This window comes from Streptomyces sp. NPDC001920 (assembly GCF_053594495.1).
This window is the reverse complement of record NZ_JBSFEP010000004.1, coordinates 186,430-211,246: the sequence shown is the minus strand read 5'-3', so window position 1 is coordinate 211,246 and position 24,817 is coordinate 186,430. Positions and strand designations below refer to the sequence as shown.

Annotated in this window: 23 protein-coding genes and 2 pseudogenes; 9 read left to right on the top strand and 16 right to left on the bottom strand. The window is 72.4% G+C overall.

Annotated elements, in window-relative coordinates:
• Window positions 1-163 precede the first annotated feature (163 nt).
• Together ACWCPI_RS08520 and ACWCPI_RS08515 are read right to left on the bottom strand one after the other, a co-directional pair.
• Window positions 164-391 (bottom strand): DUF6480 family protein, encoded by a 228-nt coding sequence (locus ACWCPI_RS08520; protein WP_451037381.1) that lies wholly within the window; start codon window positions 389-391, stop codon window positions 164-166.
• A gap of 31 nt (window positions 392-422) precedes the next feature.
• Complete coding sequence (locus tag ACWCPI_RS08515; protein ID WP_451037380.1) at window positions 423-845, bottom strand: CBS domain-containing protein; 423 nt, start codon at window positions 843-845, stop codon at window positions 423-425.
• A 471-nt stretch (window positions 846-1,316) separates the two neighbouring features.
• Here ACWCPI_RS08515 and ACWCPI_RS08510 point away from each other — a divergent pair, with 471 nt between their 5' ends.
• The 3 genes and pseudogenes from ACWCPI_RS08510 to ACWCPI_RS08500 all read left to right on the top strand — a co-directional run.
• Window positions 1,317-1,724, top strand: coding sequence for a hypothetical protein (locus ACWCPI_RS08510; protein WP_451037379.1), 408 nt, complete (start codon window positions 1,317-1,319; stop codon window positions 1,722-1,724).
• 108 nt (window positions 1,725-1,832) lie between these two features.
• Window positions 1,833-2,507, top strand: coding sequence for a DUF6766 family protein (locus ACWCPI_RS08505; protein ID WP_451037378.1), 675 nt, complete (start codon window positions 1,833-1,835; stop codon window positions 2,505-2,507).
• Window positions 2,508-2,646: 139 nt separating this feature from the next.
• A pseudogene (locus tag ACWCPI_RS08500) lies at window positions 2,647-2,889 on the top strand (hypothetical protein); the annotation flags it as partial.
• A 25-nt stretch (window positions 2,890-2,914) separates the two neighbouring features.
• On the opposite strand, the gene ACWCPI_RS08495 reads toward ACWCPI_RS08500, so the two are convergent.
• The 4 genes from ACWCPI_RS08495 to ACWCPI_RS08480 form a co-directional block, all read right to left on the bottom strand.
• Window positions 2,915-3,634, bottom strand: a complete 720-nt coding sequence (locus ACWCPI_RS08495) for an SGNH/GDSL hydrolase family protein (protein ID WP_451037377.1) — start codon at window positions 3,632-3,634, stop codon at window positions 2,915-2,917.
• Window positions 3,631-4,101, bottom strand: coding sequence for a cupin domain-containing protein (locus ACWCPI_RS08490; protein ID WP_451037376.1), 471 nt, complete (start codon window positions 4,099-4,101; stop codon window positions 3,631-3,633). Before ACWCPI_RS08490 ends, ACWCPI_RS08495 begins: the two co-directional genes overlap by 4 nt.
• A gap of 79 nt (window positions 4,102-4,180) precedes the next feature.
• On the bottom strand, window positions 4,181-5,017 hold the full coding sequence (locus tag ACWCPI_RS08485) for a helix-turn-helix domain-containing protein (protein ID WP_451037375.1): 837 nt from the start codon (window positions 5,015-5,017) through the stop codon (window positions 4,181-4,183).
• Between the two features lie 192 nt (window positions 5,018-5,209).
• Entirely contained in the window at window positions 5,210-5,947 is a 738-nt protein-coding gene (locus ACWCPI_RS08480) for a dienelactone hydrolase family protein (RefSeq protein ID WP_451037374.1), read from the bottom strand.
• 310 nt (window positions 5,948-6,257) lie between these two features.
• On the opposite strand from ACWCPI_RS08480, the gene ACWCPI_RS08475 reads away from it, so the two are divergent.
• From ACWCPI_RS08475 to ACWCPI_RS08455, 5 genes are all read left to right on the top strand, one after another.
• A complete protein-coding gene (locus ACWCPI_RS08475; protein ID WP_451037373.1) occupies window positions 6,258-7,004 on the top strand; it encodes an SOS response-associated peptidase in 747 nt (248 codons plus the stop codon).
• 100 nt (window positions 7,005-7,104) lie between these two features.
• Window positions 7,105-9,093 carry a heavy metal translocating P-type ATPase gene (locus tag ACWCPI_RS08470; RefSeq protein WP_451037372.1) on the top strand — a complete coding sequence of 663 codons (1,989 nt, stop codon included), beginning with the start codon at window positions 7,105-7,107 and terminating at the stop codon, window positions 9,091-9,093.
• A gap of 212 nt (window positions 9,094-9,305) precedes the next feature.
• The gene (locus tag ACWCPI_RS08465) at window positions 9,306-10,016 is read left to right on the top strand and encodes a helix-turn-helix transcriptional regulator (protein ID WP_451037371.1); all 711 of its coding nucleotides are present in this window, start codon (window positions 9,306-9,308) and stop codon (window positions 10,014-10,016) included.
• Window positions 10,013-10,990, top strand: coding sequence for a threo-3-hydroxy-L-aspartate ammonia-lyase (locus tag ACWCPI_RS08460; protein WP_451037370.1), 978 nt, complete (start codon window positions 10,013-10,015; stop codon window positions 10,988-10,990). Before ACWCPI_RS08465 ends, ACWCPI_RS08460 begins: the two co-directional genes overlap by 4 nt.
• 145 nt (window positions 10,991-11,135) lie before the next feature.
• Entirely contained in the window at window positions 11,136-11,492 is a 357-nt protein-coding gene (locus ACWCPI_RS08455) for a cupin domain-containing protein (RefSeq protein WP_451037369.1), read from the top strand.
• 52 nt (window positions 11,493-11,544) lie between these two features.
• On the opposite strand, the pseudogene ACWCPI_RS08450 reads toward ACWCPI_RS08455, so the two are convergent.
• From ACWCPI_RS08450 to ACWCPI_RS08430, 5 genes and pseudogenes are all read right to left on the bottom strand, one after another.
• A pseudogene (locus ACWCPI_RS08450) lies at window positions 11,545-12,009 on the bottom strand (zinc-binding dehydrogenase); the annotation flags it as partial.
• A 24-nt stretch (window positions 12,010-12,033) separates the two neighbouring features.
• Complete coding sequence (locus tag ACWCPI_RS08445) at window positions 12,034-13,392, bottom strand: vWA domain-containing protein (protein ID WP_451037368.1); 1,359 nt, start codon at window positions 13,390-13,392, stop codon at window positions 12,034-12,036.
• Window positions 13,389-14,246, bottom strand: a complete 858-nt coding sequence (locus ACWCPI_RS08440) for an AAA family ATPase (protein ID WP_451037367.1) — start codon at window positions 14,244-14,246, stop codon at window positions 13,389-13,391. Before ACWCPI_RS08440 ends, ACWCPI_RS08445 begins: the two co-directional genes overlap by 4 nt.
• A gap of 132 nt (window positions 14,247-14,378) precedes the next feature.
• Entirely contained in the window at window positions 14,379-15,689 is a 1,311-nt protein-coding gene (locus ACWCPI_RS08435; protein WP_451037366.1) for an FtsX-like permease family protein, read from the bottom strand.
• Window positions 15,690-15,692: 3 nt separating this feature from the next.
• Complete coding sequence (locus ACWCPI_RS08430; RefSeq protein WP_451037365.1) at window positions 15,693-16,484, bottom strand: ABC transporter ATP-binding protein; 792 nt, start codon at window positions 16,482-16,484, stop codon at window positions 15,693-15,695.
• 273 nt (window positions 16,485-16,757) lie between these two features.
• Between ACWCPI_RS08430 and ACWCPI_RS08425 the strand changes: the two genes are divergently transcribed.
• Window positions 16,758-18,305, top strand: coding sequence for an FAD-dependent oxidoreductase (locus ACWCPI_RS08425; protein WP_451037364.1), 1,548 nt, complete (start codon window positions 16,758-16,760; stop codon window positions 18,303-18,305).
• A gap of 1 nt (window position 18,306) precedes the next feature.
• Here ACWCPI_RS08425 and ACWCPI_RS08420 read toward each other — a convergent pair whose 3' ends face one another.
• From ACWCPI_RS08420 to ACWCPI_RS08400, 5 genes are all read right to left on the bottom strand, one after another.
• Entirely contained in the window at window positions 18,307-18,960 is a 654-nt protein-coding gene (locus tag ACWCPI_RS08420; RefSeq protein WP_451037363.1) for a LutC/YkgG family protein, read from the bottom strand.
• Window positions 18,957-20,435, bottom strand: a complete 1,479-nt coding sequence (locus ACWCPI_RS08415) for a LutB/LldF family L-lactate oxidation iron-sulfur protein (RefSeq protein WP_451037362.1) — start codon at window positions 20,433-20,435, stop codon at window positions 18,957-18,959. The genes ACWCPI_RS08420 and ACWCPI_RS08415 overlap by 4 nt, the downstream gene beginning before the upstream one ends.
• On the bottom strand, window positions 20,432-21,187 hold the full coding sequence (locus ACWCPI_RS08410; RefSeq protein WP_451037361.1) for a (Fe-S)-binding protein: 756 nt from the start codon (window positions 21,185-21,187) through the stop codon (window positions 20,432-20,434). Before ACWCPI_RS08410 ends, ACWCPI_RS08415 begins: the two co-directional genes overlap by 4 nt.
• Before the next feature lie 72 nt (window positions 21,188-21,259).
• Entirely contained in the window at window positions 21,260-22,708 is a 1,449-nt protein-coding gene (locus ACWCPI_RS08405; protein WP_451037360.1) for a rhamnulokinase, read from the bottom strand.
• Window positions 22,705-24,744 (bottom strand): bifunctional aldolase/short-chain dehydrogenase, encoded by a 2,040-nt coding sequence (locus ACWCPI_RS08400; protein WP_451037359.1) that lies wholly within the window; start codon window positions 24,742-24,744, stop codon window positions 22,705-22,707. The genes ACWCPI_RS08405 and ACWCPI_RS08400 overlap by 4 nt, the downstream gene beginning before the upstream one ends.
• Window positions 24,745-24,817: the final 73 nt, after the last annotated feature.

Genomic DNA, 24,817 nt, shown 5'->3' with positions numbered 1-24,817 from the left:
CGCGGGAAACACCGGCCCGGCCGTGACGGCCGCGCGGGCATGCCGAACGGAGCAGCCGGACCGTGGACGACCGGACCGGCTCCTCATGCGCGGCTCGCCGCCGGATGCACCGGATGCCGCGGACCGGCCCTCCGGGCGGACGACGGGGTCTCGCGGGCCCGAGCTAGGCGATCAGCGTCACCGCCATGGCGATCAAGCCGATCGCCACCAGTGCCACGATCACCATGATCAGGACCAGCGGCCCGGGGCCCCAGCCCTTGCGCAGCTCGGTCTGCGGATGGGAGATGGCGGAAGTGCTGCCCGACTCGGCGGGCGGCGTCTCACCGGGAGGCACCCCGCTTCCAGGTTCGAGTCCCGGCGTTCGTGTCGGCTCGGGATCGGGGCTTGTCATGGCCCACCCTCCTCTCGGTTCCGGGAACGGTTCACCGGTTGGGTGGCTTGGAACTGATGTCGCCGAGGGCCGAGTCGGGGTCCCGCTCGATGGCGAGGTCACCGATGGAGACGATGCCCACCGGGTGACTCTCGCGGTCGACGACCGGCACCCGGCGCACGGAGTGCTCGCGCATCACCCGTACCGCGACGATCAGGTCGTCGTCGGGCCCGACCGTGACCAGGTCCTCGCTGCACGCCTCGGCCACGGTCGTACGGTCCGGGTCGCTGCCCTCGGCCATCGCGCGTATCACCAGGTCACGGTCGCTGACCAGCCCGCGCAGCCGCTCGCCCTCGGTGACCAGCACGGCGCCGATGTCCTCGTCGCGCATCATCCGGGCCACCGCCTGCACCGAGGTCTGCGGTTCGACGGTCGCCGGGTCGGTCGTCATGACGTCGCGGACGTGCTGAGTCATGGGAACGTCCCTCCGTGGACTCGGGCGGTGCCACTCACCGCCGTGGGGCCACCGAGTACCCGCGGACGACAGGGGCTTTCACGTCCTCGGCGACGGGTATCCGGAAAGGACTCACCACCGGTGCGTCGAACCGCCAGGGGGTCGGGGTGCGCCTGTACCGCAGTCGGCCCACGGAGCCGGGATACCGGCGCAGAGTCCGTGACCGTCGCCGACGCGCTGCCCGACCTCGGCGACGAGGGCACGCACGGCGTCCCCGCGAGGCGAGGGCCGGCCGGACGTGCCGTCCTGCGCATGCTCCGCGGCTGAGGCGTAACCGCCCTGTCGCCACCCGGGTCACTCGTGCGCACGCCCTCACCGTGCGGCACGTGGACGCGCCGTCGATGCTGGTCCTCCACGCCCCGGAGATCACGTGCTCCCCGTCTCGGGGTGCACCGACCACCGAGGTGACGACGCGAGCGGAAACGACGGGCGATGTCGATCAGCAGATGGTGCCTCGGCGTCCTGGTGGCCGCCCTCGCCGCGGCGGCCGGCTGTGGCGCTCCGGACGAGCGCACCGCGGGCGCGTCCGCCGCCGCGACGGGGTTCACCGACGCGGTGCGGCGCTCCGACGGCGTACGCGCATGCGCTCTGCTGGCTCCGCGCACCCGGGAGGAACTGGAGCAGTCCGAACGGACGACATGCGACCGGGCGGTGCTCCAGGAACAGCTGCCGGCCGGAGGCACCGTGCGCGGCGTCGACGTCTACGGCGATCGAGCCCGTGTGCTCCTCCCCGCGGACACGCTCTTCCTGGCCCGCTTCCCGTCCGGCTGGAAGGTCGTCGCCGTCGGCTGCACGCCCCGTCCCGAGCGGCCTTACGACTGCACGGTCGAAGGCGGGTGAGGGCACGGATGCGGACCATGTTCACCCTGTGCCTGCTGCTGGTGATCGGGGGCCTCGCCTACTTCACGGCGGTGGGACTGATGCACCGGTGACGGCGGGGTGAGCCACATGCGTCGCTTCCTGCGCGAGAACGGCCTGAGCCTGGCCTTCGGCGTCGGCTTCCTGCTGGCCCTGCTCGGCCAGGCGATCGCCGGCCACGCCGACTTCAACAACCGGCTGGTCAGCGACGGCATGGCGCCGATCGGCATCGGCGCCTACCTGACCTCCTCGGACTTCGCCGTGGACGTGACGGAGAACTGGCAGTCGGAGTACCTGCAGTTCTACCTCTACGTCTTCGTCACCGTGTGGCTGCTCCAGCGCGGTTCACCGGAGTCCAAGGAGCTGGACAGGGCGGGCCCCGAGTCGGACCGGGACCAGCTCGTGGGCGCGTACGCCCCGGCGAGCGCGCCGAGCTGGGCGCGGGTCGGCGGCTGGCGCCAGGCGCTGTACTCCCGGTCCCTCGGCCTGGTGATGGGCGCCTTGTTCCTGCTCTCCTGGCTGGCCCAGTCCGTCGCCGGCACCGCCGCCTACAACGAGGAGCAGCTGCGCGACCTCCAGGCCCCCGTCACCTGGGCCCAGTACGTGGCCTCCGCCGACTTCTGGAACCGCACCCTGCAGAACTGGCAGTCGGAGCTGCTCGCGGTGGCCTCCATGGTGATCCTGTCGATCTACCTGCGCCAGCGCGGCTCCCCCGAGTCCAAGCCGGTGGGCGCCGCGCACACCGCCACCGGCGTGGAGGGCTGAGGGGACGCGTCGCCGGGCCCCTCGGGCGCGGCGGCGGTGTCAGCCGACCTGGCGGGGAGTGCCGGTGTCGCACGGCGCGCCGTGCGTCACCGCCGGTGCGAGGGAGGGTGGCGTGGACGCTTCGATGGACCGTATCGCCCAGGAGTGCACCCCCGGCTGGGCGGCCGCGATCCGCGACGTACCCGCTGCCCGGATCGCGGAGGCCGCCGAACTCCTCGGCACGGCCGACGCGCACGTCGCCGAGCTGGCCGCCGTGTGGAACGTCGACCCGATGACGATCCCGCACTACGCCCGGCCCACCCCCGCGATGCAGATGTTCCGCTACGCCGAGCAGACCTCGCTGCGCATGCTGTGGGTAACCGGCACCAACCCGGCGGTGGCTCCGACTGGCCGGGCGCCGGAACCGGCTACGCGGTCCGGGTCAGCAGACCGGCGTCGATGACCTCAGCGATAAGGTTGGCGCCGCGACTGTTCTGGTGGATGTGGTCGGTCGTGAGCACGAGACCTCGCCGCCGCGAGATCGTGTCGAGGCTGCGGCGCAGCACTGCGTGCTGGACGAGGACGCCGACGGTCGCTGCGGGCGTCACCTCCCGGTAGGAAATCGGCGGCGGGTCCGCTTGGCGCAGTTCCTCGATCTGGCGTTCGTGGAGCGGAACGTAGGCCACGTCGTTGGTGGCGGCGACCTCGGCGATCATCCGGCTGTACACCTGGGATGCCTGTGCCGCTGCTCCGTCGAGTTGTTGGCCGAGCACCGGTAGCGACAGCAGACCGATCGTCGCGTCGGTCTCCGCTCGCAGCCGTGCGACGACGGCTCCCAGGCACTGTTGGAACCAGCCTGCCGAGGGGCGATCGGGGAGCTGTTTGCGCTTCATGGCCTGCTCGACGGGGTAGCCGGCAAGGCTCGCTCGGGCGTCGTTGGTCCCGATCAACACGGTGATCACATCGGGTGGGTTCGTGACGACGGCATCGAGGCGCTGCAAGAGGTTGTAGGCGAAGTCGCCGTTGACGCCGAAACGGGCAAGCTGCACGTCACCGGGACGGTGGCGTCGTCCGAGAAGATCCAGGTAGTCGACGCTGAACTGCGCGCGGGTGAGGCTGTCGCCGAGGCACGCGATGCGTGTCGTCACGGCGCTTCCTCCGGGCTGGGCGTGCCGACGTGTTCGGTCGGGCGGGTGTCGGTCCGAGGACGGTGGTCGGTGCCGAGGGTCGCAGTGATGGCCAGGATGGACGTCGGCCCCTCCATGTCGACCACGTGCCATACCCCGGCCGGGTTGATGGTGGCCTCGCCCGGCCCGAGCAGAACGCGGTCGGGCACCCCGTCCACGTCGCGGGTGACCGTCACGGACCCGGTGAGGCAAACGACGAGTTCGTCGCCTGCAGGGTGGCTCTCCCAATGGTCGCCGAGCCCCTCGCCGTCGAAGATCATCACCATCCGCCCCTCGGCGCCGTCTGCCGCGACCGCGGCGCCGTAGGCCTGGAGCACCTCCGGGTCCCAGGTGAAGCCCTCGACGGGTTTCGCTCTCGATCCCAGTCCGAGGTGCACGGGGGTGGTCCGCAGGTCCATGGCATTGCGTTCGTGGTTGACGAGTCTCATGCCGACGATCGTCCACGGCAGCGGTCGGGCGGTCTTGAAGAAATGGGAAGAGCCGACGCGACGGGCGGACGGTTGGCCGCTACCCGGCTCCGAGGAGGACTTCGCTGCGGCGCCAGGCCGTCGGGGATCGGCCCGTGAACTGGCGCCAGTCCCGAACGAGATGGGCCTGGTCGGCGTAGCCGGAGACGGCTGCCACATCGCCCCACGGGAGCGGGTCCTGCGCCGCCGCCAGTTCGTGCGCGTGCTCGAAGCGCAATACCCGGGCGAAGGTCTTCGGCGACAGGCCCACCTCACCGCGGAACCGTTCGGTGAGGTACCGACGGCTCCAGCCGAGTTCCGCGGCGACCGCACCGACCTGGACGCAACCGCGCGCGGCGACGAGGCGGCGCCACGCCTCGGCTACCTCGGGGCGCACCCAGCGCACATGGTCGCCGCAGACGCCGCGGCCGACAGCTCGGAGGAGCAATTCGTCCAGTGCGGTGAACCGCGCCGCCCATGTTGTCGCCGATCGGAGCCGGTCGACCAGCTCGACGGCAAGCGTTCCGAGGAGCTCGTCAAGTGGGACCAGTCGGTGCGCGAGCTCGGCGGCGGGCATGCCGTAGATGGCCCGGGCCCCGAGCGGTGTCAGCGATACCTGAACACCTTGCTGGCGTCCGTCGTGGTGAATCGCGACGGACCGGCACATCAGACCGCCGGCCACACTGCCGAATCGGGTGACCGGTGACCCGTCGTCGACGCCCGCCGCCACCTCCAAAGGATCTGACAGGCTGATCACCGCAGTGAGCGCGCGGCTCGGCGGGCCGCAGTGCACCCCCGTCGGGAGCCCGCGGAGGTCGAAGCCGACATACGAGTCGACGTACTGCCGCAAGGGGGGCGCCGGACGTGCACCGATCCCGGTGGCCGTGTGGTCCTCCATTTTCGTCAGTGTACGAGCCGCCCAGCCCAGGAAGATCACCATCCAAGGACTGATCAGTTGCCACGTAAGCCTGCAGTGCATCGCGGACAGCCCTTGCCGCCCGTTGGGGAACGGTCTTCAGCACCTCTTGTCAGCGCAGCTCATCAGCGCTCGTGAACACCCGCATGCATGGCGCCAGGCCGTTTGCCTGGGTCATGCCCGCAGATCCTCCGTCACGGGCAGGCACTCGGCGAGCAGGTCGACTACGTCGCGCCATGCTCGCTGTGCGTGCTGTGGGTGGTAGCCGACGCCGGGGACCGTGGGGTGGTCGACCGGCGGGTGGTGGAAGGCGTGCGAGGCGCCGCCGTAGACCGCGAGGCGCCAGTCGACGCCTGCGGCCTGCATCTCGGCGGTGAACGCGTTTCGTTGTGAGGGCGGCATGATCGGGTCTTCCGATCCGACTCCGGCCCACACCGGGCAGCGGATGCGCGCTGCCTCGCCCGGTCGGCCCGTGGTAGTTGCGTTGACTGTCCCGATCGCGCGCAGGTTCACGCCGTCGCGCCCGAGTTCCAGCGCGATGGCTCCCCCCGTGCCGTAGCCGATGGCGGCGATCCGGTCGGGGTCGGTCCGCGGTTCGGTGCGCAACTCGTCGAGTGCCGCGTGGCCGATGCGCCGCATCCGGTCGGGATCAGCGAGCAGTGGCATACAACGGGCCAGCATCTCCTCGGGGTCGCCCAGATAGCGCCCGCCGTGAAGGTCGAAGGCCAGCGCCACGTATCCCAGCTCGGCGAGAGCATCGGCCCGGCGGCGCTCGACGTCGCTGAGCCCCATGCCCTCTGGTCCGAGCAGCACTGCGGGCCGGCGGTCGATACCGGCCGGGAGCGCGAGGTGCCCGATCATCGTCAAACCGTCCGCCGGGTACTCGACCGTACGCGTCGTGATCGCCGTCATGAGACCGGACTGTAGTGATCGTCGATCCCGGCCCGGCCGCTGTTCTGCCGCTGGCAGAACAGCGCGCGTCCCTCCGGAATGCAGGGGCCGAGCCCCCAGGACTTCAAGATCGTTTCGAACTCCCTGCTCTGAGAGATGCTCGCCCAGGCCGCACAGGCCACCAGGGACGACGGACTGCGCGCCTGACCTCCGTTTGCCTCCGCAGACCCTGCGGCAGCCGCGCCGGGCCGTCCCCATGATCAAGAATCTGTCGCGCAGGTGCTGACCAGCCTGTGAGGACCGTCCGGGCGGACCGTGGCACAGTGGCGGTATGTGCGGCCGCTATGCCTCCACCCGCAGCCCCGAGGACCTGGCCCGGCTGTTCCGGGTGTCCGACTGGCGCCCGGAGGAGACCCTGGCGCCCAGCTGGAACGTGGCGCCCACCGACGAGGTGTACGCGGTCCTGGAGCGCACGCCGCGCGACGCGGGCGAGGACGAGCCGGCGCGTCGCGGGCTGCGACCGCTGCGGTGGGGCCTGGTGCCCTCCTGGGCGAAGGACACGAAGATCGGTGCGAGGCTGATCAACGCGCGGGTGGAGACCGTGCACGAGAAGCCCGCCTTCCGCCGTGCCTTCGCCAAACGCCGCTGCCTGCTCCCGGCCGACGGGTTCTACGAGTGGGACGAGATCAAGGACGGCACGTCGGGCAAGGTCCGCAAGCAGCCGTACTTCATCCACCCGGAGGACGGGCAGGTGATGGCCCTCGCCGGTCTGTACGAGTACTGGCGCGACCCGCGCGTCAAGGATGCCGCCGACCCCGCCGCCTGGCTGCTGACCTGCACGATCATCACCACCGAGGCCACCGACGCGGCCGGCCGCATCCACCCTCGGATGCCGCTCGCGCTCACCCCGGACCACTACGACGCCTGGCTCGATCCCCACCACCGGGACACCGGCGACCTGCGTGCGCTGCTCTCCCCGCCGGCCGGCGGGCACCTGAACGCCCGGCCCGTCTCGCCCGCCGTCAACAGCGTGCGCAACAACGGTCCGCAGCTCCTTGACGAGGTGGCCGCGCCCTGAGGGCGGAAGGTGAGTTCTCGATAAGGGTTTCCGACGCGGGGCGAAGCCCCTGAGCTGAAGACATGAATGAGTCTTCATTCATTCCTGTATCGTGCGGGACATGACTTCCACGCTCACCCGGCCACCGGCCGGCCAAGCCACGTCCGTGCGCTCCGGGACCGCTCCCCGCGGCCGCACCCGGCTCCTCGCACTGCCGGAGGTCCGCTGGGCCGTGGCCGCCACCGCGCTGTTCCTGCTCGCGCTGCCCCTGCAGCTGACCGGAGCGCCGGCCTGGACCTGGGTGCCTCTGTACGCGCTGTCGTACGCCACGGGTGGCTGGGAACCGGGCTGGGAGGGCCTCAAGGCGCTCAAGGACAAGACCCTCGACGTCGATCTGCTGATGGTCGTCGCCGCGCTCGGCGCCGCCTCGATCGGGCAGGTGATGGACGGGGCGCTGCTGATCGTGATCTTCGCGACCTCCGGCGCCCTGGAGGCGCTGGCCACCGCCCGCACCGCCGACTCGGTGCGCGGCCTGCTCGACCTGGCTCCCGCCACGGCCACCCGGATCGCCGCCGACGGTGCCGAAGAGACCGTGCCCGTCGAGGAGTTGGCGGTCGGCGACACCGTCCTCGTCCGTCCCGGCGAACGCGTCGGAGCGGACGGCCGGGTCCTGGAGGGAACCAGCGAGGTCGACCAGGCGAGCATCACCGGAGAACCGCTCCCCGCGGCGAAGCAGCCGGACGACGAGGTGTACGCGGGCACCCTCAACGGCACCGGCGCACTGCGCGTCCGGGTGGAACGTGACGCCTCCGACTCCGTGATCGCCCGGATCGTCCGCATGGTGGAGGAGGCGTCCGAGACGAAGGCGCCCACCCAGCTGTTCATCGAGAAGGTCGAACAGCGCTACTCGCTGGGCATGGTGGCCGCGACGCTCGCCGTGTTCGGCGTCCCCCTCGCCTTCGGCGAGGCGTTCTCCGAAGCCCTGCTGCGCGCCATGACCTTCATGATCGTGGCCTCCCCGTGCGCGGTCGTCCTGGCCACCATGCCGCCCCTGCTGTCGGCCATCGCCAACGCCGGCCGGCACGGTGTGCTGGTGAAGTCGGCGGTGGTGATGGAACGGCTCGGCCAGGTCGACGCCGTCGCGCTGGACAAGACCGGCACCCTCACCGAGGGCACACCGCGTGTCACCGACGTACGGCCGCTGCCCGGCGGCGGTTGGGCCGAGGAGGAGTTGCTGCGGCTCGCCGCGGCCGCCGAGCACCCCAGTGAACACCCGCTCGCCCGTGCCGTCGTGGACGCGGCGCGCCAACGTCGCCTCGACCTGCCCGCGGCGCAGGGCTTCGCCTCCACGCCCGGCGTCGGCGTGAGCGCCGTCGTCGGCGGGTGCACGGTCGAGGTGGGCGCCCCGGCCCACCTGCTCGACGACACCCGCGGGGCGGCGAGCCCGGTGGCCGCACTCGCCGAGGAACTCGAACAGTCCGGCCGTACCGCCGTCCTCGTGGTCGTCGACGGCACCCCCGCCGGGCTGCTCGGCATCGCGGACCGGCCGCGACCCGACGCCGCCGCCACCGTCAGGGCCCTCACGGCCCTCACCGGCACCGCTCCGGCCCTGCTCACCGGCGACAATCCCCGTGCCGCCGCCCACCTCGCCGCGGAAGCCGGTATCGAGGACGTCCGTGCCGGGCTGCTGCCGCAGGACAAGATGGCCGCGGTCAAGGAGATGGCCGGTGCGGGCCGCAAGGTGCTCGTCGTCGGGGACGGCGTCAACGACGCGCCCGCCCTGGCCGCCGCCCACATCGGTGTCGCCATGGGCCGGGCCGGCTCGGACCTGGCCCTGGAGACCGCCGACGCGGTGATCGTCCGCGACGAACTCGCCGCCGTCCCCACCACCGTGGCCCTCTCCCGCCGGGCCCGGAACCTGGTGGTGCAGAACCTGGTCATCGCCGGGGTGTTCATCGCCGGCCTCGTCACCTGGGACCTGGTCGGCACCCTGCCGCTGCCGCTCGGCGTCGCGGGCCACGAAGGCTCCACGGTCCTCGTCGGCCTGAACGGGCTGCGCCTGCTGCGGGACGCTGCCTGGCGGCGGGCGGCGGCCGACGGGACCGCCTGACGCGACGGGCCGCGGGCCGGCGCGGGTGTCACCGGTCGCGGCGCCCGGTGAAAGTCCGTGGGGTGCTGGGGTCAACTGCGCCGCCGGGCGAGCCGGTTGTCGCCGGGCGGGCGGCCGTCCCGTGTTTGGACTGTGCGTACAGGCGTTGGACGTGTAGTCTAGAAGTCGGCTCGGCGGAGGAAGCCGGGACCGAGGTGACGGGAGAGTGAGTGATGTCGGCCGCGCTGGAATCCGAGCGGGACGCGATCGTCGCGACGCTGAGGCCGGTCGTCGACGGGCTCGTGGCGACGTTCGGGCCGATGTGCGAGGTGGTGCTGCATGACTACCGGCGGCCGGAGACGTCCGTCGTGGCGGTGGCCGGTTCGGTGACCGGGCGGGCCGTGGGCGGGGCGATGAGCGAGATCGGCATGCGGATCGTCGCCCGCGGGGACGAGGCGCGCGACGAGCTGAACTACGTGACCCGGACCCGTGACGGCAAGCTGGTCAAGGCGTCCACGATGGTGCTGCGGGACTCCACGGGCACCGTGTTCGGCGCCCTCTGCGTCAACCTGGACATCACCGCGGTGAGCGAGGCCCACACCCTGCTCGGTGCCCTCGCCGGCCTCGGCGAGAACCCGGCCGAGGTGCCGGTCACCGCCTTCGGCAACGACATCGACTCCGTCGTCGACGCCATCCTCGACGCCCACCGGCTGCGGCAGAACGGCAGCTGGGCGGCGCTCGACCGCGCCCAGCGGCTGGAGCTGTTCCGCGGCCTGGACGCCCGGGGCGTGTTCGCCGTGCGGCGCGCGATCGAACAGGTCGCGGCACGGCTCGGCATCTCCCGCGCCTCCGCCTACAGCTATCTGTCCCAGGCGCGCGCCGGGACCGCCTCGACGGCGGACCGCGCCGCCCCCGACAAGACACCCCCCGGAGGACCCGCGTGACGACCGACACCCCGCCGATCACCCTCGACGACGTACGCGATGCCGCCGCGCGCCTCAAGGGCGTGGCACACCGCACGCCGGTGCTGCGCTCACGCACGCTCGACGAACGCGTCGGCGCCGAGGTCTTCCTCAAATGCGAGAACTTCCAGCGCGTCGGCGCGTTCAAATTCCGCGGCGCCTACAACGCCGCCTCCCGGCTCGACCCGAGGCAGCTGGCCCGGGGCATCGCCGCGTACTCCTCCGGGAACCACGCCCAGGCCGTCGCCCTGGCCGCCCGGGAACTCGGGACCACCGCCGTGATCGTCATGCCGGAGGACGCCCCGCCGTCCAAGCGTGAGGCGACCCTCGGCTACGGCGCGGAGATCGTCACGTACGACCGCTACACCGGCGACCGCATCGCGATCGGGGAAGCCCTGGCCGCCGAGCGCGGCCTCGCCCTCATCCCGCCCTACGAGCATCCGCACGTCATGGCAGGGCAGGGCACCGCGGCCCTCGAACTCCTCGAAGAGGTGGGGGAGCTGGACCAGCTGGTCGTGCCGGTCGGCGGCGGCGGGCTGATCGCGGGCAGCGCCACGGTCGTCAAGAGCCTGCGTCCCGACGCCCGGGTGATCGGTGTCGAGCCGGAGGCAGGCGACGACACCAAGCGGTCCCTGGAGGCGGGGCGGCGCGTGAGCGTCCCGGTGCCGCGCACCATCGCCGACGGCCAGGCCCTGCACACGCCGGGAGAGCTCACCTTCTCCGTCAACCGGCGGCTCGTCGACGGGATCGCGCTGGTCGGCGACGACGAGATCCGGGACGCGATGCGGTTCGCCTTCGAGCGGCTGAAGATCGTCGTCGAGCCCAGTGGGGCCACCCCGCTGGCCGCCCTGCTCACCGGCCGGACGGGCCCGCTCCCGCGCCGGGTCGGGGTGATCGTCTCCGGTGGCAACGTCGACGTGGCGCGCTTCGCCGAGCTCTGCGCGAACGGGCGCTGAGCGGGCGTTCCCCCGAATGGCGGCCCCCGGTGGACGGGCGGAGGATGGATGGGTAGAGGACCGGGCGCCTACTACGGCGGTGCCCAGGGCCGCCGGGGAGACCGGCCCCCGGCCGCGAACGACCGCGGCCGGAAGGGAGAGCGCCATGTTGGAAGTGAAGCCCCTCGACAAGCCCGACGAGCAGCGTGATTTCCCGCAAGGGCACCTGGAAGCCGTCCATATGACGGACCTCGACTTCGCCGTGGCGACCTTCGAGCCCGGCTGGCGCTGGACCGAGTCGGTGGGCCCGATCGCGGGCACCGAGAGCTGCCAGATGCACCACAACTGCTACGTGCTCCAGGGACACATGCACATCCGCATGGACGACGGCGGGGAGACCGAGGTCGGCCCCGGCGACGTCTTCGTCTGCTCCCCCGGACACGACGCGTGGGTCGTGGGCGACGAGCAGGTCGTGCTCTACGACTTCCAGGGGCAGACGGCGAGGGAGTACGCGAAGAAGTAGGCCCGACGACCACCCGACGACCCTCGCGCGGCGACGACCGCGCGACGACGGCTCACACCGTGACGACGACTTTCGCGCGCGCGTGCTCCACCTGCACGTACCGGATCGCCTCGGCCGCTTCGCTGAGCGGATAGGTCCGCTCGACGACCGGGGCGATGCTGCCGCTCTCGGCCAGTTCCCGCAGCGTCGCGAGATTCGCCCTGGTCTGCTCGGCCGGGAGTTCGCGCAGCCGCCGGCGCGTGAAAAGCGCCGCGAGGCGCCTTTTGAAGAACAGTCCCATCGGCCCGAGCACGCTGCCGCCCTCGTAGACACCGCCACCGGACAGCACCAGCGTGCAGGTGGGAGCCAGCGCGCGCCGGAACCCGGTCAGCGAGTGGTTGCCCACCAGGTCCAGCACGACGTCGTACCGTCGGCCCGCCCGGGTGAAGTCCTCGCGCGTGTAGTCGATGACGTGGGCCGCGCCGAGCGAGCGGACCAGGTCCACCTTCCTGGTGCTGCACACCGCGGTCACCTCCGCAACGTCACACGCGGAGCCCGGCGCTCACACCGGCAGCAGCCGTGCCACCAGCGCACTGAGCTGCCGGACCGTGCGGCACTCGTGCATCTCCACCAGCTCGGCGTAGGCAGGAGCGGCGGAGTCGCCCGTGCCCCAGCGGGAGCGCTGCTCGGGGTTCAACCAGTAGACGCGGCGCGCCCGTTGCGCGATCTGACGGACGGCCGGCAGGTTCGGGTCGCTCATGTTCGTACGGGCGTCACCGAGGACGAAGACGGTCGTGCGCGGACCGACCGCGTCGCCGTGCCGCTCCGCGAACTCGCCCAGCGCCATGCCGTAGTCGCTGCTGCCGTGCCAGCCCGTCAGCGTGGCCTCCGCCTGGATGCGGGCACCGAGCCCTTCCGGATCGGCGGTGCCGTGCCGCAGCAGCCCCGTCACCTCGTCGATCCGGTTGACGAAGGCGAACACGCGCACCTTGCTGAACTGGTCGTGCAGCGCCTGCACCAGCAGCATCGTGAAGTCCGAGAACCCGGACACCGAGCCCGACACATCGCACAGCAGCACCAGTTCGGGCCGCACGGGACGCCGCCTGCGCAGCACCGGCTTCATCGGCACCCCGCCCGTGGAGAGCGAACCGCGCAGGGTCCGCCGCAGGTCGATCGTGCCCCGGGAGGCACGGCGGCGACGGGCGGCGAGCCGGGTGGCGAGCTTGCGGGCGAGCGGCTGCACCGTCCTGCGCAGCTCGGCCAGTTGGGGCTTCGCGGCGAACAGGAAGTCGACGCGGTCGGCGGTCGGGGCCACCGCCCGCCGGGCGATCTCGTCCCGGCCGCGCCGCTCGGCGACCCTGCGCCGCGCCTCCGCGGCCACCAGCGCCCGGAACACCTCGATGCGCTGCCGGATCTCGTCCTCCAGCAGCCGGTCGGCGAACCCCGCGCTCCCGCCCCGCCCGCGGACCCCGTCGCGCACACGGGCGAGCAGCGTCTGCGGACGCAGCCGCTCCAGCGCCTGGTACGACGACCAGCCGTCCGACTCCGGCGAGGAACCGTACCCGCCGAAGCCGTCGACGGCCTCGACCGCCAGCCGCCCCAGCATCGCCCGGTCGTCGGCGGCGAGCGCGTCCGCCAGCCGGTCGCGCAGGTCGTCCCGTCCGGCGGCCTCCTGCTCGGGGCCGCCCACCCCGCGCGGGAAGTACAGGTCGAAGACCGCATCGAACACCTGCCGCCCGCCAGGGCCGTGCAACAGCGTCGCCGCCAGACCCTCGCGCAGCAGCTCCCGGTCCGTGAGGCCGAGCGCCTCCATCGCGCGCGCCGCGTCCACCGTCTCGGCCGTGCCGATCCGGATGCCGTGCGCGCGCAGCGCCCCGACGAAGGACGTCAGCCGATCCGCGACCCCCGCGGGCGTGGTCACAGGGTGTCCAGGTCGAGCTTGGCGGTCGCCTTGAGGATGTCGTCCTGGTGCTTGAGGAGCACGCCGAGGCTGTCCCGTACGAGCGTCTCGTCCAGGCTGTCGGCGCCGAGCGCCAGCAGCGTCCGGGCCCAGTCGATGGTCTCGGCGACCGACGGCACCTTCCGTAGGTCCATCGCCCGCAACGCGCTCACGACCCGGACGACCGAGCGGGCCAGCGCCTCGTCCAGGCCCGGCACCTTCAGCCGTACGATCCGGCGCTCCAGCCCCTCGTCCGGGAAGCCGATGTGCAGGAACAGGCAGCGGCGGCGCAGCGCCTCGGACAGCTCGCGGCTCGCGTTGGAGGTGAGGACGACGAAGGGGCGCCGGGTCGCGGTGATGGTGCCCAGTTCGGGGACGGTGACCTGGAAGTCGCTGAGCACCTCCAGGAGCAGGCCCTCCACCTCGACGTCGGCCTTGTCCGTCTCGTCGATCAGCAGCACCTTGGGGTCGTCCCCGCGGATGGCCGTCAGCAGGGGCCGCGTGAGCAGGAACTCCTCGCTGAAGATGTCCGTGCGCGTCTCGTCCCATGTCTCGTCGCGGCCCGCGCTGATGCGCAGGAGCTGCTTGGCGTGGTTCCACTCGTACAGCGCCCGTGACTCGTCGACCCCCTCGTAGCACTGCAGGCGCACCAGTCGCGCCCCGGCGACCTCGGCCACGGCCTTGGCGAGCTCGGTCTTGCCGACCCCCGCGGGGCCCTCCACCAGCAGCGGCTTGCCGAGGCGGTCGGCGAGGAAGACGGTCGTGGCGACCGCGGGCGAGGCCAGATAGCCGGTCTCGGCCAGACGTGCGCAGACGTCGTCGACGGATGTGAACACGGGGCCTCCCGCTCGACGGCAACCATGGGAACAGGAACCTATCTAAGCGCTTGTTCACCCGCTCTGTCACCCGGTCCCGGCCCCGAAGCCGAAGGGGCCGCCGCAGCCGCCGCCCCAGGTCCTGCGGCCGCGTCAGGACGCCACCGCGACCGCCCTGACCGCGGGAGTGCGCAGCATCCGCCGGGCCGTCGCCAGGCAGGTGCCCAGCGTCACCACCGCCGCGACCGCGACGACCGCCGCGCCGATACCGAGGACCTGGCCGGGCAGCACGTCATCGGTGCGGACCACGGTGAACGGGACGATCCCCGCCAGCGCGGCCAGGGCGCCGAACAGGACGCCCGTGACCGTGAGGATCAGCCCCTCCACCCCGACCATCCCGAGCACCTGCCCCTCGGTCGCCCCCGCGAGCCGCTGCTGCCCGAACTCCCGCATCCGGTAACCGGTCGCCGCATACAGCGAGTTGACCAGCATCACGCAGACGAAGACCACGATGATGCCGACGACGGTGAAGTTGAGGGTCTCCAGGTTCTTGGCGTCGACCGACTTGGTGATGCCCAGCGCCTCCACCGTGTCGCTCTCCACCGCCTGCATGGTGAGGGTGGCCGTGGCCACCGCCGTGAACAGGATCAGCGACATCAGGATCCCGGCCAGTCGGCCGGCTCGCGCGCGCAGGTTCCGTACGGCCGGCCAGCCGCTCGCCCCGTTCAGCGGCAGCCGGTCGAGGACGCCCTCCAGCAGCCGGGGCGCCCTCAGCGCGAGCCCCACCGACAGCAGGATCGCCCCGTACGCGGGCGGCGCCATCAGAGCGGCGTCCGTCGCCGAGAACGCGAAGGTGGAGCAGACCGCCGCCGCTCCGGTGACCAGCGCGGCGTACGCGAGGAACGTCCGCGCCCGGCCCCGCCGTTCGTGTCCCCGCGTCGCCCGCCGCACGGCGAGGAAGGCGGCACCCGCCGACGCAAGGAGTGTGATGGTGACGCCCGTCAGACATGCGACCGGCCCGAAGGAGTGGTCCACGGACCCGGCGACCTGGCCGCTGTCCTGGAACACCTCCAGCAGCGCCCGACCGCCCAGCATCGCGGGGCCGACCGCCAGGGCCGCGCTCACCAGCGCGACGACCACCGCCTCGCCCACCACCATCCGCTTGAGCTGCGCAGGTGTCGCCCCCGAGCAGCGCAACAGCGCCAACTCGGCCGCGCGGCCACGCACGTTGACGGTCAGAGCCGAGGCGACGGCGAAGAACACCAGCAGGGTGCCGTAACCGCCGACGACACCGGCCGCGGTGGACAACGTCTCGGCGCTGGTCGCGTCGACGCCCTCCTGCGCCGCCGTGTCGTGCAGCGAGTTGAACGTCATGATGATCGCCGCGCCCAGGAGCGAAGACAGCAGGGTGGCGAGGAAGCGCCCGGGGCGGTGCCGGATCGACCGCATGGCCAGGGAGAACATCGCTCACACCTCCGTCGCCACGGCGTCGCCGAGGTGCGCGAGGCGCTCGGCCACCGCGTCCGCCGTCGGCGCGTCCGTCCGGCCCGCCAGCCGGCCGTCCGCCAGGAACAGCACCGAGTCCGCGTAGGAGGCGGCCACCGGATCGTGCGTCACCATCACCACGGTGCGGCCGTGCACCCGCACCGCCTGCTGGAGCAGGCGCAGCACATCGCGGGCGCTGCGGGTGTCCAGGGCGCCCGTCGGCTCGTCCGCGAAGATCACCCGGGGCTCGGTCACCAGGGCGCGGGCGATCGCGGCACGCTGCCGCTGGCCGCCGGACAACTGGTCGGGGCGGTGACCGAGCCGGTCGCCGAGGCCGACCGACGCCAGGACCTCCTCGGCCCGCCGGCGGTCGACGCGCTGCCCGGCCAGCTTGAGCGGCAGCACCGTGTTCTGCGCGACGGTCAGCGTCTCCAGCAGGTTGTACTGCTGGAACACGAACCCGATCCGGCCGCGCCGGAACCTCGTCAGCTCGGCCTCGCCACCCCCGGTCATCTCGGTGCCGTCCACCCGCACGATGCCGCTGTCGGGCCGGTCGAGACCGGCCGCGCAGTGCAGCAGCGTGGTCTTTCCGGAACCCGACGGCCCCATCACCGCGGTGAACGTGCCCCGCCCCAGACCGAGCGTGACGGCGTCCAGAGCGGTCACCGCACTCTCCCGCGTGCCGTAGGTCTTGGTGACCTTGACCAGCCGGAGCGCTTCGGCGGCGGGTCCCATGTCGTGCGTACGTCGCGAGCCTGTCCGAAACACAGTCATCCCTCTCCGTCCGGCACCCCCTGTGCCCTGCCGTAGAAGCTACGGAGAAGGCGACGGGACCACATGGGGCGCAGAACCCGTATCGGCGGGTGTACTTGGGGACACCCCAGGGGGCATCCGTCGGGGGGAGGGGAGGGGAGGGGAGGGGAGGGGAGGGGCGGGGCAGGGTCGGTGCCTTCCGTTCCCAACGGCAGCCCCGGCCCGCTGACCTGCGTCGTCGCCCGATCGGCGTACCGTCGTGTGGCCCAGCCGGTCCGGGGGAACTCGGCAGCCATGGACGATCAGGCCCGTACCCCCACGTCGTACTGGATCGAGACGGCACCGCCGGGCGACCTCGCACCCCCGCCGGACGGCGACCTGACCGTCGAGGTCGCCGTCGTGGGCGCCGGCATCGCCGGGATCAGCACCGCCTGGGAGCTGACCCGCCGGGGCCACTCCGTCGCACTGCTGGAAGCGGACCGCGTCGCCGCCGGCGTCACCGGGCACACCACCGCCAAGGTCAGCGCCCAGCACACCCTGATCTACGACCGGCTCCGCCGCACCCGCGGCAAGGACGGGGCCCGCCTGTTCGCGGCCTCCCAGACGGACGCGATCCGGCACGCCGCCGAGACCGCGGACGCCCTCGGCATCGAGTGCGACTGGGAGGGGACGGCGGCGTACACCTACGCCGAGGACGGCGACCGTACCGACGAGCTGCGGGCCGAGGCCGCCGCGGCCCGGGAGGCGGGCCTGGCCGCCGAGTACGTCACCGACACGGACCTGCCGTTCCCGGTCGCCGGTGCGGTCCGGGTCGAGGGGCAGGCGCAGTTCCACCCCCGCAAGTACCTGCTGGGACTGGTCGAGGACCTGCGCCGACTCGGAGGCCGTGTGCACGAGCGCACCCGCGTGGTCGGACTCTCCGAGGGGGAGCCCTGCGTGCTGACCACCGAGGACGGTGTGAAGGTGAGCGCGCGGTCCGTCGTGGTCGCCACCCACTACCCGGTCTTCGACCGGGCGCTGCTGTTCACCCGGCTGTCGACCCGCCGCGAACTCGTGGTCGCCGCCCCTGTCGAGGCGACCGCCGCACCCGCCGGCATGTACATCACCCCCGAGCAGAACACCCGCTCCGTGCGCACCGCGCCCTACGACGACGGCAGGCGCCTGCTCATCGTGACCGGTGAGCACTTCACGCCGGGCACCGGCGGCGACGTCCGGGCACGGTTCGACGCGCTGTCCTCCTGGGCGGTGGAGCGCTTCGGGGACCTCGACTTCACTCACCGGTGGGCCACCCAGGACACCGACCCCACCGACTCGGTGCCGCTCGTGGGCCCGCTGCACCCCGGCAGCAGGCACACCTACGTGGCCACCGGTTTCGGCGGCTGGGGAATGGCCAGCGGGATCATGGCGGGCCGTCTGCTGTGCGATCTGATCACCGGCCGCGACAACACCTGGAGCGACCTGTACGACCCGCGCCGCGTGGCGCCCGTCCTGCGTGAGGGCATGGACTTCGTCAAGCACCAGGCGGACGTGGCCCGCCACTTCGTCGGCGACCGGCTCCAGCACCTGCCCGGCCCCTCCCGCATGTCGGTGGACGACATCGAGCCGGGCGACGGCGCCGTCGTCCACGTCTCAGGAAAGCGCTGCGCCGTCCACCGCGACGAGGACGGGAAGCTGCACGCCGTCTCCGCCAAGTGCACGCACCTGGGCTGCATCGTGTCGTTCAATCGCGCCGAACGCGCCTGGGAGTGCCCCTGCCACGGCTCCCGCTTCGACCCGGACGGCCGGGTGGTGCAGGGCCCGGCGGTACGGCCCCTGGAGCCGCGGGACATCTCAGACACCTGACTCAGCCGACCAGCACCACCTCCAGCGTGCGCGGCCCGTGCACGCCCTCCACCCGGTCCAGTTCGATGTCGCTGGTCGCCGAGGGCCCGGAGATCCAGGTCGACGGGCGGGCCGGATCGAGCCGTTCGAGGGCCTGCGGCACGGACGCCACGACCTGTTCGGGGACCCGTACCACACAGACGTGGTGGTCGGGGACGAGCGTGATCCGGCGACGCCCCTGGTCGGGGGAGCCGTCCAGGACGATGGTGCCGGTCTCGGCGACGGCCACCGCGCAGCCCGTCACCACGCTGTCCACACGGTCCAGTTCGTGCGGCGTGCTCTCGGCACGGTCGGGGACGCGGGTCGCGTCCACCGCCTTGAGCCAGTGCGGCGGCAACCCCGGCGGGACGAGCACGCTGCGCGAGCCGCGCTCGGCGAGCAGCCGCATCAGCAGGCCGGGCAGTTCCTCCTCCGTGCACCGGTGCACGACGGCCCGGTAGTCCGCCAGGTTCTCGGCCAGCAGACCGACCGTCTCCTCGACGCCGCGCTCCCCGTGGGCGCGCAGATAGGTGCGGGGCACCGCCTGCTCGTACGGCTCGTCGCCGTGCCGTTCCACCTCCGGTACGTCGGCCAGAGCGCGCCGCACCCGGCCCAGGATCCGCTCCCTGCTGCTCACTTCCCGGTCTCCTTGCCGCCGTTCGTACGCTGCCACCAGTCCCGGAACGGCTCCCGCGGCACCGCCGGCAGGTCCCTGGTCCCGCTCCACGCCCTGCCCGGCCCGGGCAGCGACCGCGGATGCAGGCGACGGGTGCGCGAGGCGAGCCGCTGACCGGCCCGCAGTGCCCCCGGCCGGCTGAACGCCCAGCGCGCCGCACGCATCGCGGCCCGCTCGGCGGCATGCCCCTTCGCGGGCTTCAGCACCACCTTGTTGCCGCGCGAGGTGACCTCGCCGCCCTCCACGACCCGCTCCCTCAGATGCACCAGCACCTCGGGGATGTCGATGGCGACCGGGCACACCTCGTAGCAGGCGCCGCACAGCGACGACGCGTACGGCAGCGAGGCGTCGATCTCACTGGCCACACCCCGCAGTTGGGGGCTGAGGATGGCGCCGATCGGGCCCGGGTAGACCGAGCCGTACGCGTGCCCGCCCGCCCGCTCGTACACCGGGCACACGTTGAGGCACGCCGAGCAGCGGATGCAGCGCAGGGCCTGGCGGCCGACCTCGTCGGCGAGCGTGTCCGTGCGGCCGTTGTCGAGCAGGACCAGGTGGAAGTCCCGTGGCCCGTCCTCGCCGGTCGTACCGGTCCACATGGAGGTGTACGGGTTCATGCGCTCGGCGGTGGAGGAACGGGGCAGGGTCTGCAGGAACACCTCCAGGTCCCGCCAGGTGGGCACGGTCTTCTCGATGCCGACCACCGAGATCAGCGTCCTGGGCAGGGTCAGGCACATCCGCCCGTTGCCCTCGGACTCCACGACCACCAGCGTCCCGGTCTCGGCGACCATGAAGTTGGCGCCCGAGATGCCGACCTTGGCGCGCAGGAACTTCTCGCGCAGGTGGAGGCGGGCCGCCTCCGCGAGTTCGGCGGGGGTGTCGGTCAGGCCGTCCGGCGCCGGGCGCCCCCACCCGCCCATCTCCCGCAGGAAGATGTCCCGGATCTCACCCCGGTTGCGATGGATCGCCGGGACCAGGATGTGCGAGGGCCGGTCCTTGCCCAACTGCACGATGAGTTCCGCGAGATCCGTCTCGTAGGCACGGATGCCCTCCGCCTCCAGGGCCTCGTTCAGCCCGATCTCCTGCGTGGCCATCGACTTGACCTTGACGACCTCCGACTCGCCGGTCGCCTTCACCAGGTCCGCCACGATCCTGTTCGCCTCGTCGGCGTCGGCCGCCCAGTGGACCGTGCCGCCCGCCGCCGTGACCGACTCCTCCAACTGCACGAGGTAGCGGTCGAGATGACGCAGGGTATGGTCCTTGATCCGCTTCCCGGCCTCCCGGAGCGCCGCCCAGTCGGACACCTCCGCGACGGCCTTCGCCCGCTTGGCGCGGATCGTGTGCGTGGCGTGCCGCAGATTGCCGCGCAGGGTCGCGTCGTACACGGCCTCGTGTGCGGCCTTCGGAAACGCCGGCATCCCGACGAACGTCCCGCTCATGCCGTCGGCTCCTCCTCCGTGCTCGCCAGGATCTCCGCGATGTGCACCGGCCGCACACCGGTGCCGAGCCGCGCCATCGTGCCCCCGATGTGCATCAGACAGGAGTTGTCGGCCGCGCACAGCACGTCGGCACCCGTCGACTCGGCGTTGCGCACCTTGTCCGCGCCCATCGCCGCCGAGACATCGCAGTTCTTCAGGGCGAAGGTGCCGCCGAAGCCGCAGCACTCCTCGGCACCCGGCAACTCCACCAGCTCCAGCCCCTTGACGGCCCGCAGCAGCCGCCCGGGCCGGTCGCCGAGGCCCAGCCCGCGCAGCCCGTGGCAGGTGGGGTGGTAGGTCACCTTGTGCGGGTAGTAGGCCCCGACGTCCGTCAGCCCCAACACGTCCACCAGGAACTCGGTGAGCTCGTACGTCTTCGGCACCACGGGCGCGAGCGTCGCCGCGAGCGCGTCCCCGCGCCCCTCGGCCCGCGCCCGCTCACCCATGCGCGGATACAGCTCCCGCACCATCGCCCCGCACGACCCTGACGGGGTGACGATCGCCTCGTACCCCCCGAATACATCGGAGAAATGCCGGGCCAGCGGCTCGGCCTCATGGCGATAGCCGGTGTTGTAGTGTGCCTGCCCGCAGCAGGTCTGGGCCATCGGGAAGTCGACCTCGACTCCCAGCCTGGTCAGCAGTTTCACCACGGCGCGCCCGGTGTCCGGATAGAGCGTGTCGTTGACGCAGGTCAGGAACAGGGCGACACGCATCGAGGCTCCTCGTGATCGGTCATCGGACGAGTGCAGGGTAATGCGGACGCGTGGCCCAGGGGAGGCCCCCGCTCACCGCCGGGTGAGCCGGGCCTGCGCCTCGTCCCAGCGTGCCGCGTCCCCCCGCGGCCGGTACCGCGTGAGCGGCTGCGTACGGGTGAGCAGTCGCCGCCCGTCGGCGAGGTCACCGACCAGTCCGTGGGTCCGGGCCTGGACGAGGACGTTCCCGAGCGCGGCGGCCTCGGTCGGGCCGGCCACCACCGGGAGGCCGCATGCGTCGGCGGTCAACTGGCACAGCAGGGCGTTGCGTGTGCCGCCCCCGACGATGTGCACGACGTCGACCGGATGGTCGGCCAGCCGCTGGGCCCGCGCGATCGCCCGCCGGTGGGCGAGGGCGAGCGAGTCGAGGATGCAGCGCGTGATCTCGGCGGGCGACCCGGGCACGGGCTGCCCCGAGGCCCGGCACGCCTCGGCGATCCGCTCCGGCATCCGGCCCGGCGCCAGGAACGCCGCGTCCCCCGCGTCCACGACCGACCGCAGCGCCGGCACCTCGGACGCCTCCAGCAGCAGGGCCCCCAGATCGGGCTCCCCCCAGGCCCGTACGCACTCCTGGAGCAGCCACAGCCCCATGATGTTGCGCAGATACCGGACGGTGCCGTCCAGCCCCAGTTCGTTGGTGAAGTTGGCGGTCCGGCTCTCCTCGGTGAGCACGGGAGCGCCCAGCTCCAGTCCCGCCAGCGACCAGGTGCCGGTGCAGATGTAGGCGAACCGCTCACCCTCGGCCGGCACGGCGGCCACCGCGGACGCGGTGTCGTGCGAACCGACCGCCGTCACCGGCACCGGACCGGTGAGCCCGGTCTCCTCCAGCACCTCGTCGCGCAGCAGCCCCGCGGGATCGCCCGGCTGCCGCAGCGGCGCGAACAGGCCCAGGTCGATGCCCAGCCGGGAGGCGATGCCGTCCGCCCAGTCGCGGGTGCGCGGGTCGATGAGCTGGGTCGTCGAGGCGTTGGTGAGCTCGGTCCCCTGCTCGCCGGTGAGCCAGTACGTCATCAGGTCCGGGATGAGCAACAGGCGCTTGGCATGGGCCAGTTGCGCTGACGAACGGGCCGCCGTCAGCTGGTACAGGGTGTTGAAGGGCGCGTACTGCAAGCCGGTGGCGGCGTACAGCTCCTGCGCCGGTACGGTCGCCCACACCTTCTGGGCGACGCCCTGCGTCCGGAAGTCCCGGTAGTGCACGGGATTGCCGAGCAGCGCCCCGTCCGCGTCCAGCAGCCCGTGGTCCACGGCCCAGCTGTCGATGCCGACGGAGTCGACCGGCCCCGCGGCCCGCAACCCGTCCAGCACCCCCGCGTACAGGGCGAGGACGTCCCAGCGCAGTCCCTCCGGCACCCGCACCGGACGGTTGGGGAAGCGGTGGGCCTCGCCCAGCTCCAGGGAGTCCGGGCCGACGCGGCCGACCATGACACGCCCGCTGGACGCGCCGAGGTCGACCGCGGCGTACGACTTCACGGCCGGGCTCACCGCAGGAAGGCGGCCGCGACGCCGGCGTCGACCGGGATGTGCAGGCCGGTGGTGTGGGTCAGGTCGCCGCCGGTGAGGGCGAAGACGGCGTTCGCGACATGCTCGGGCAGCACCTCGCGCTTGAGGATGGTCCGCTGGGCGTAGAACTCGCCCAGCTTCTCCTCCTCCACCCCGTACACGGCGGCCCGCTGGGCCCCCCACCCACCGGCGAAGATCCCGGAGCCGCGTACGACGCCGTCCGGGTTGATCCCGTTGACGCGGACGCCGTGCTCACCGAGTTCGGCGGCCAGCAGCCGTACCTGGTGGGCCTGGTCGGCCTTGGTGGCCGAGTAGGCGATGTTGTTCGGTCCGGCGAAGACGGCGTTCTTGGAGGCGATGTAGACGATGTCGCCGCCCAGCCCCTGCGCGATCAGCACGCGTGCGGCCTCGCGCGACACCAGGAACGAGCCGCGCGCCATGATGTAGTGCTGGAGGTCCCAGTCCTCGGCCGAGGTCTCCAGCAGCGGCTTGGAGACGGAGACACCGGCGTTGTTCACCACGAGGTCGACCCCGCCGAAGGCCAGCACGGCGGCCTTGAAGGCGTCGGCGATCTGCTCCTCGGACGTGACGTCCACCGTCACCGCGACGGCCCTGTCCGGTCCGCCCAGCTCCTCGGCGACGGCCTCGGCGTGCTCGCCGTTCAGGTCCGCGACGACCACGCACGCGCCCTCGGTGACCAGCCGCCGCGCGATGGCCTTGCCGATCCCGCTGCCGGCGCCCGTCACCAGGGCGATGCGGGTGGCGAGCGGCTTGGGCTCCGGCATCCGCCGGAGCTTGGCCTCCTCGAGGGCCCAGTACTCGATGCGGAACTTCTCGGACTCCTCGATCGGCGCGTACGTGGAGACGGCCTCGGCGCCGCGCATCACGTTGATGGCGTTGACGTAGAACTCACCGGCCACCCTGGCGGTCTGCTTGTCCTTGCCGAAGCTGAACATGCCCACCCCGGGCACCAGCACGATCGCCGGGTCGGCGCCGCGCATGGCGGGGGAGTCGGGCTCGGCGTGCCGCTCGTAGTAGGCGGCGTACTCCTCGCGGTACCCGGCGTGCAGCTCCTTGAGCCGTGCGACGGCCTCGTCGAGGGGGGCGGCCGGCGGCAGGTCCAGCACGAGCGGCCGGACCTTGGTGCGCAGGAAGTGGTCGGGGCAGGAAGTACCGAGCGCGGCGAGCCGCGGGTGCTCGGCCCGGGCCACGAAGTCCAGCACGACCGCGCAGTCGTCGAAGTGGCCGACCTGCGGCCTGTCCTGCGAGGCGATCGCCCGGACGTACGGCGCCAGAGCCGCGGCCCGCTCCCGGCGCTCCTCCTCGGGCAGCGCCTCGTACCCCGCGATGACGGGCCCGAAGGGCTCGGCCTTCCCGTTCTCGGCGAGGAACGCCTCCGCGGTACGGATGATGTGCAGCGAGTTGCGCTCGCATTCCTCGGAGGTGTCGCCCCAGGCGGTGATCCCGTGCCCGCCCAGGACGCACCCGACGGCCTGCGGGTTGGCGGCCTTCACAGCCGCGATGTCCAGGCCCATCTGGAAACCGGGCCGCCGCCAGGGCACCCACACCACGGTGTCCCCGAAGCACTCGGCGGTCAGCTTCTCCCCGTCGGCGGCGCAGGCGAGCGCGATACCGGAGTCGGGGTGGAGGTGGTCGACGTGGGCGGCCTCGACGAGCCCGTGCATGGCGGTGTCGATGGAAGGGGCCGCTCCGCCCTTGCCGTGCAGGCAGTAGTCGAAGGCGGCGACCATCTCGTCCTCGCGCTCGACGCCGGGGTAGACGTCGACGAGCGCCCGCATCCGGTCCAGCCGCAGCACGGCCAGCCCGCCCTCGGCGAGCGTGCCGAGGTCACCGCCGGATCCCTTGACCCACATCAGCTCGACGTCGCCGCCGGTGACGGGGTCGGTGGCGGTGCCCTTGGCGGAGGCGTTGCCGCCGGCGTAGTTGGTGTTGCGGGGATCGGAGCCCAGCCGGTGGGAACGGGCGAGGAGCGCGGCGGCTTCGGGATGGGTTGCCATGAACGTTCAGTCCTTATGAGAGAGGGGAGTGCACTTACCTAGGGGCGCGGGGAACTGCGCGACCAGCCACAAC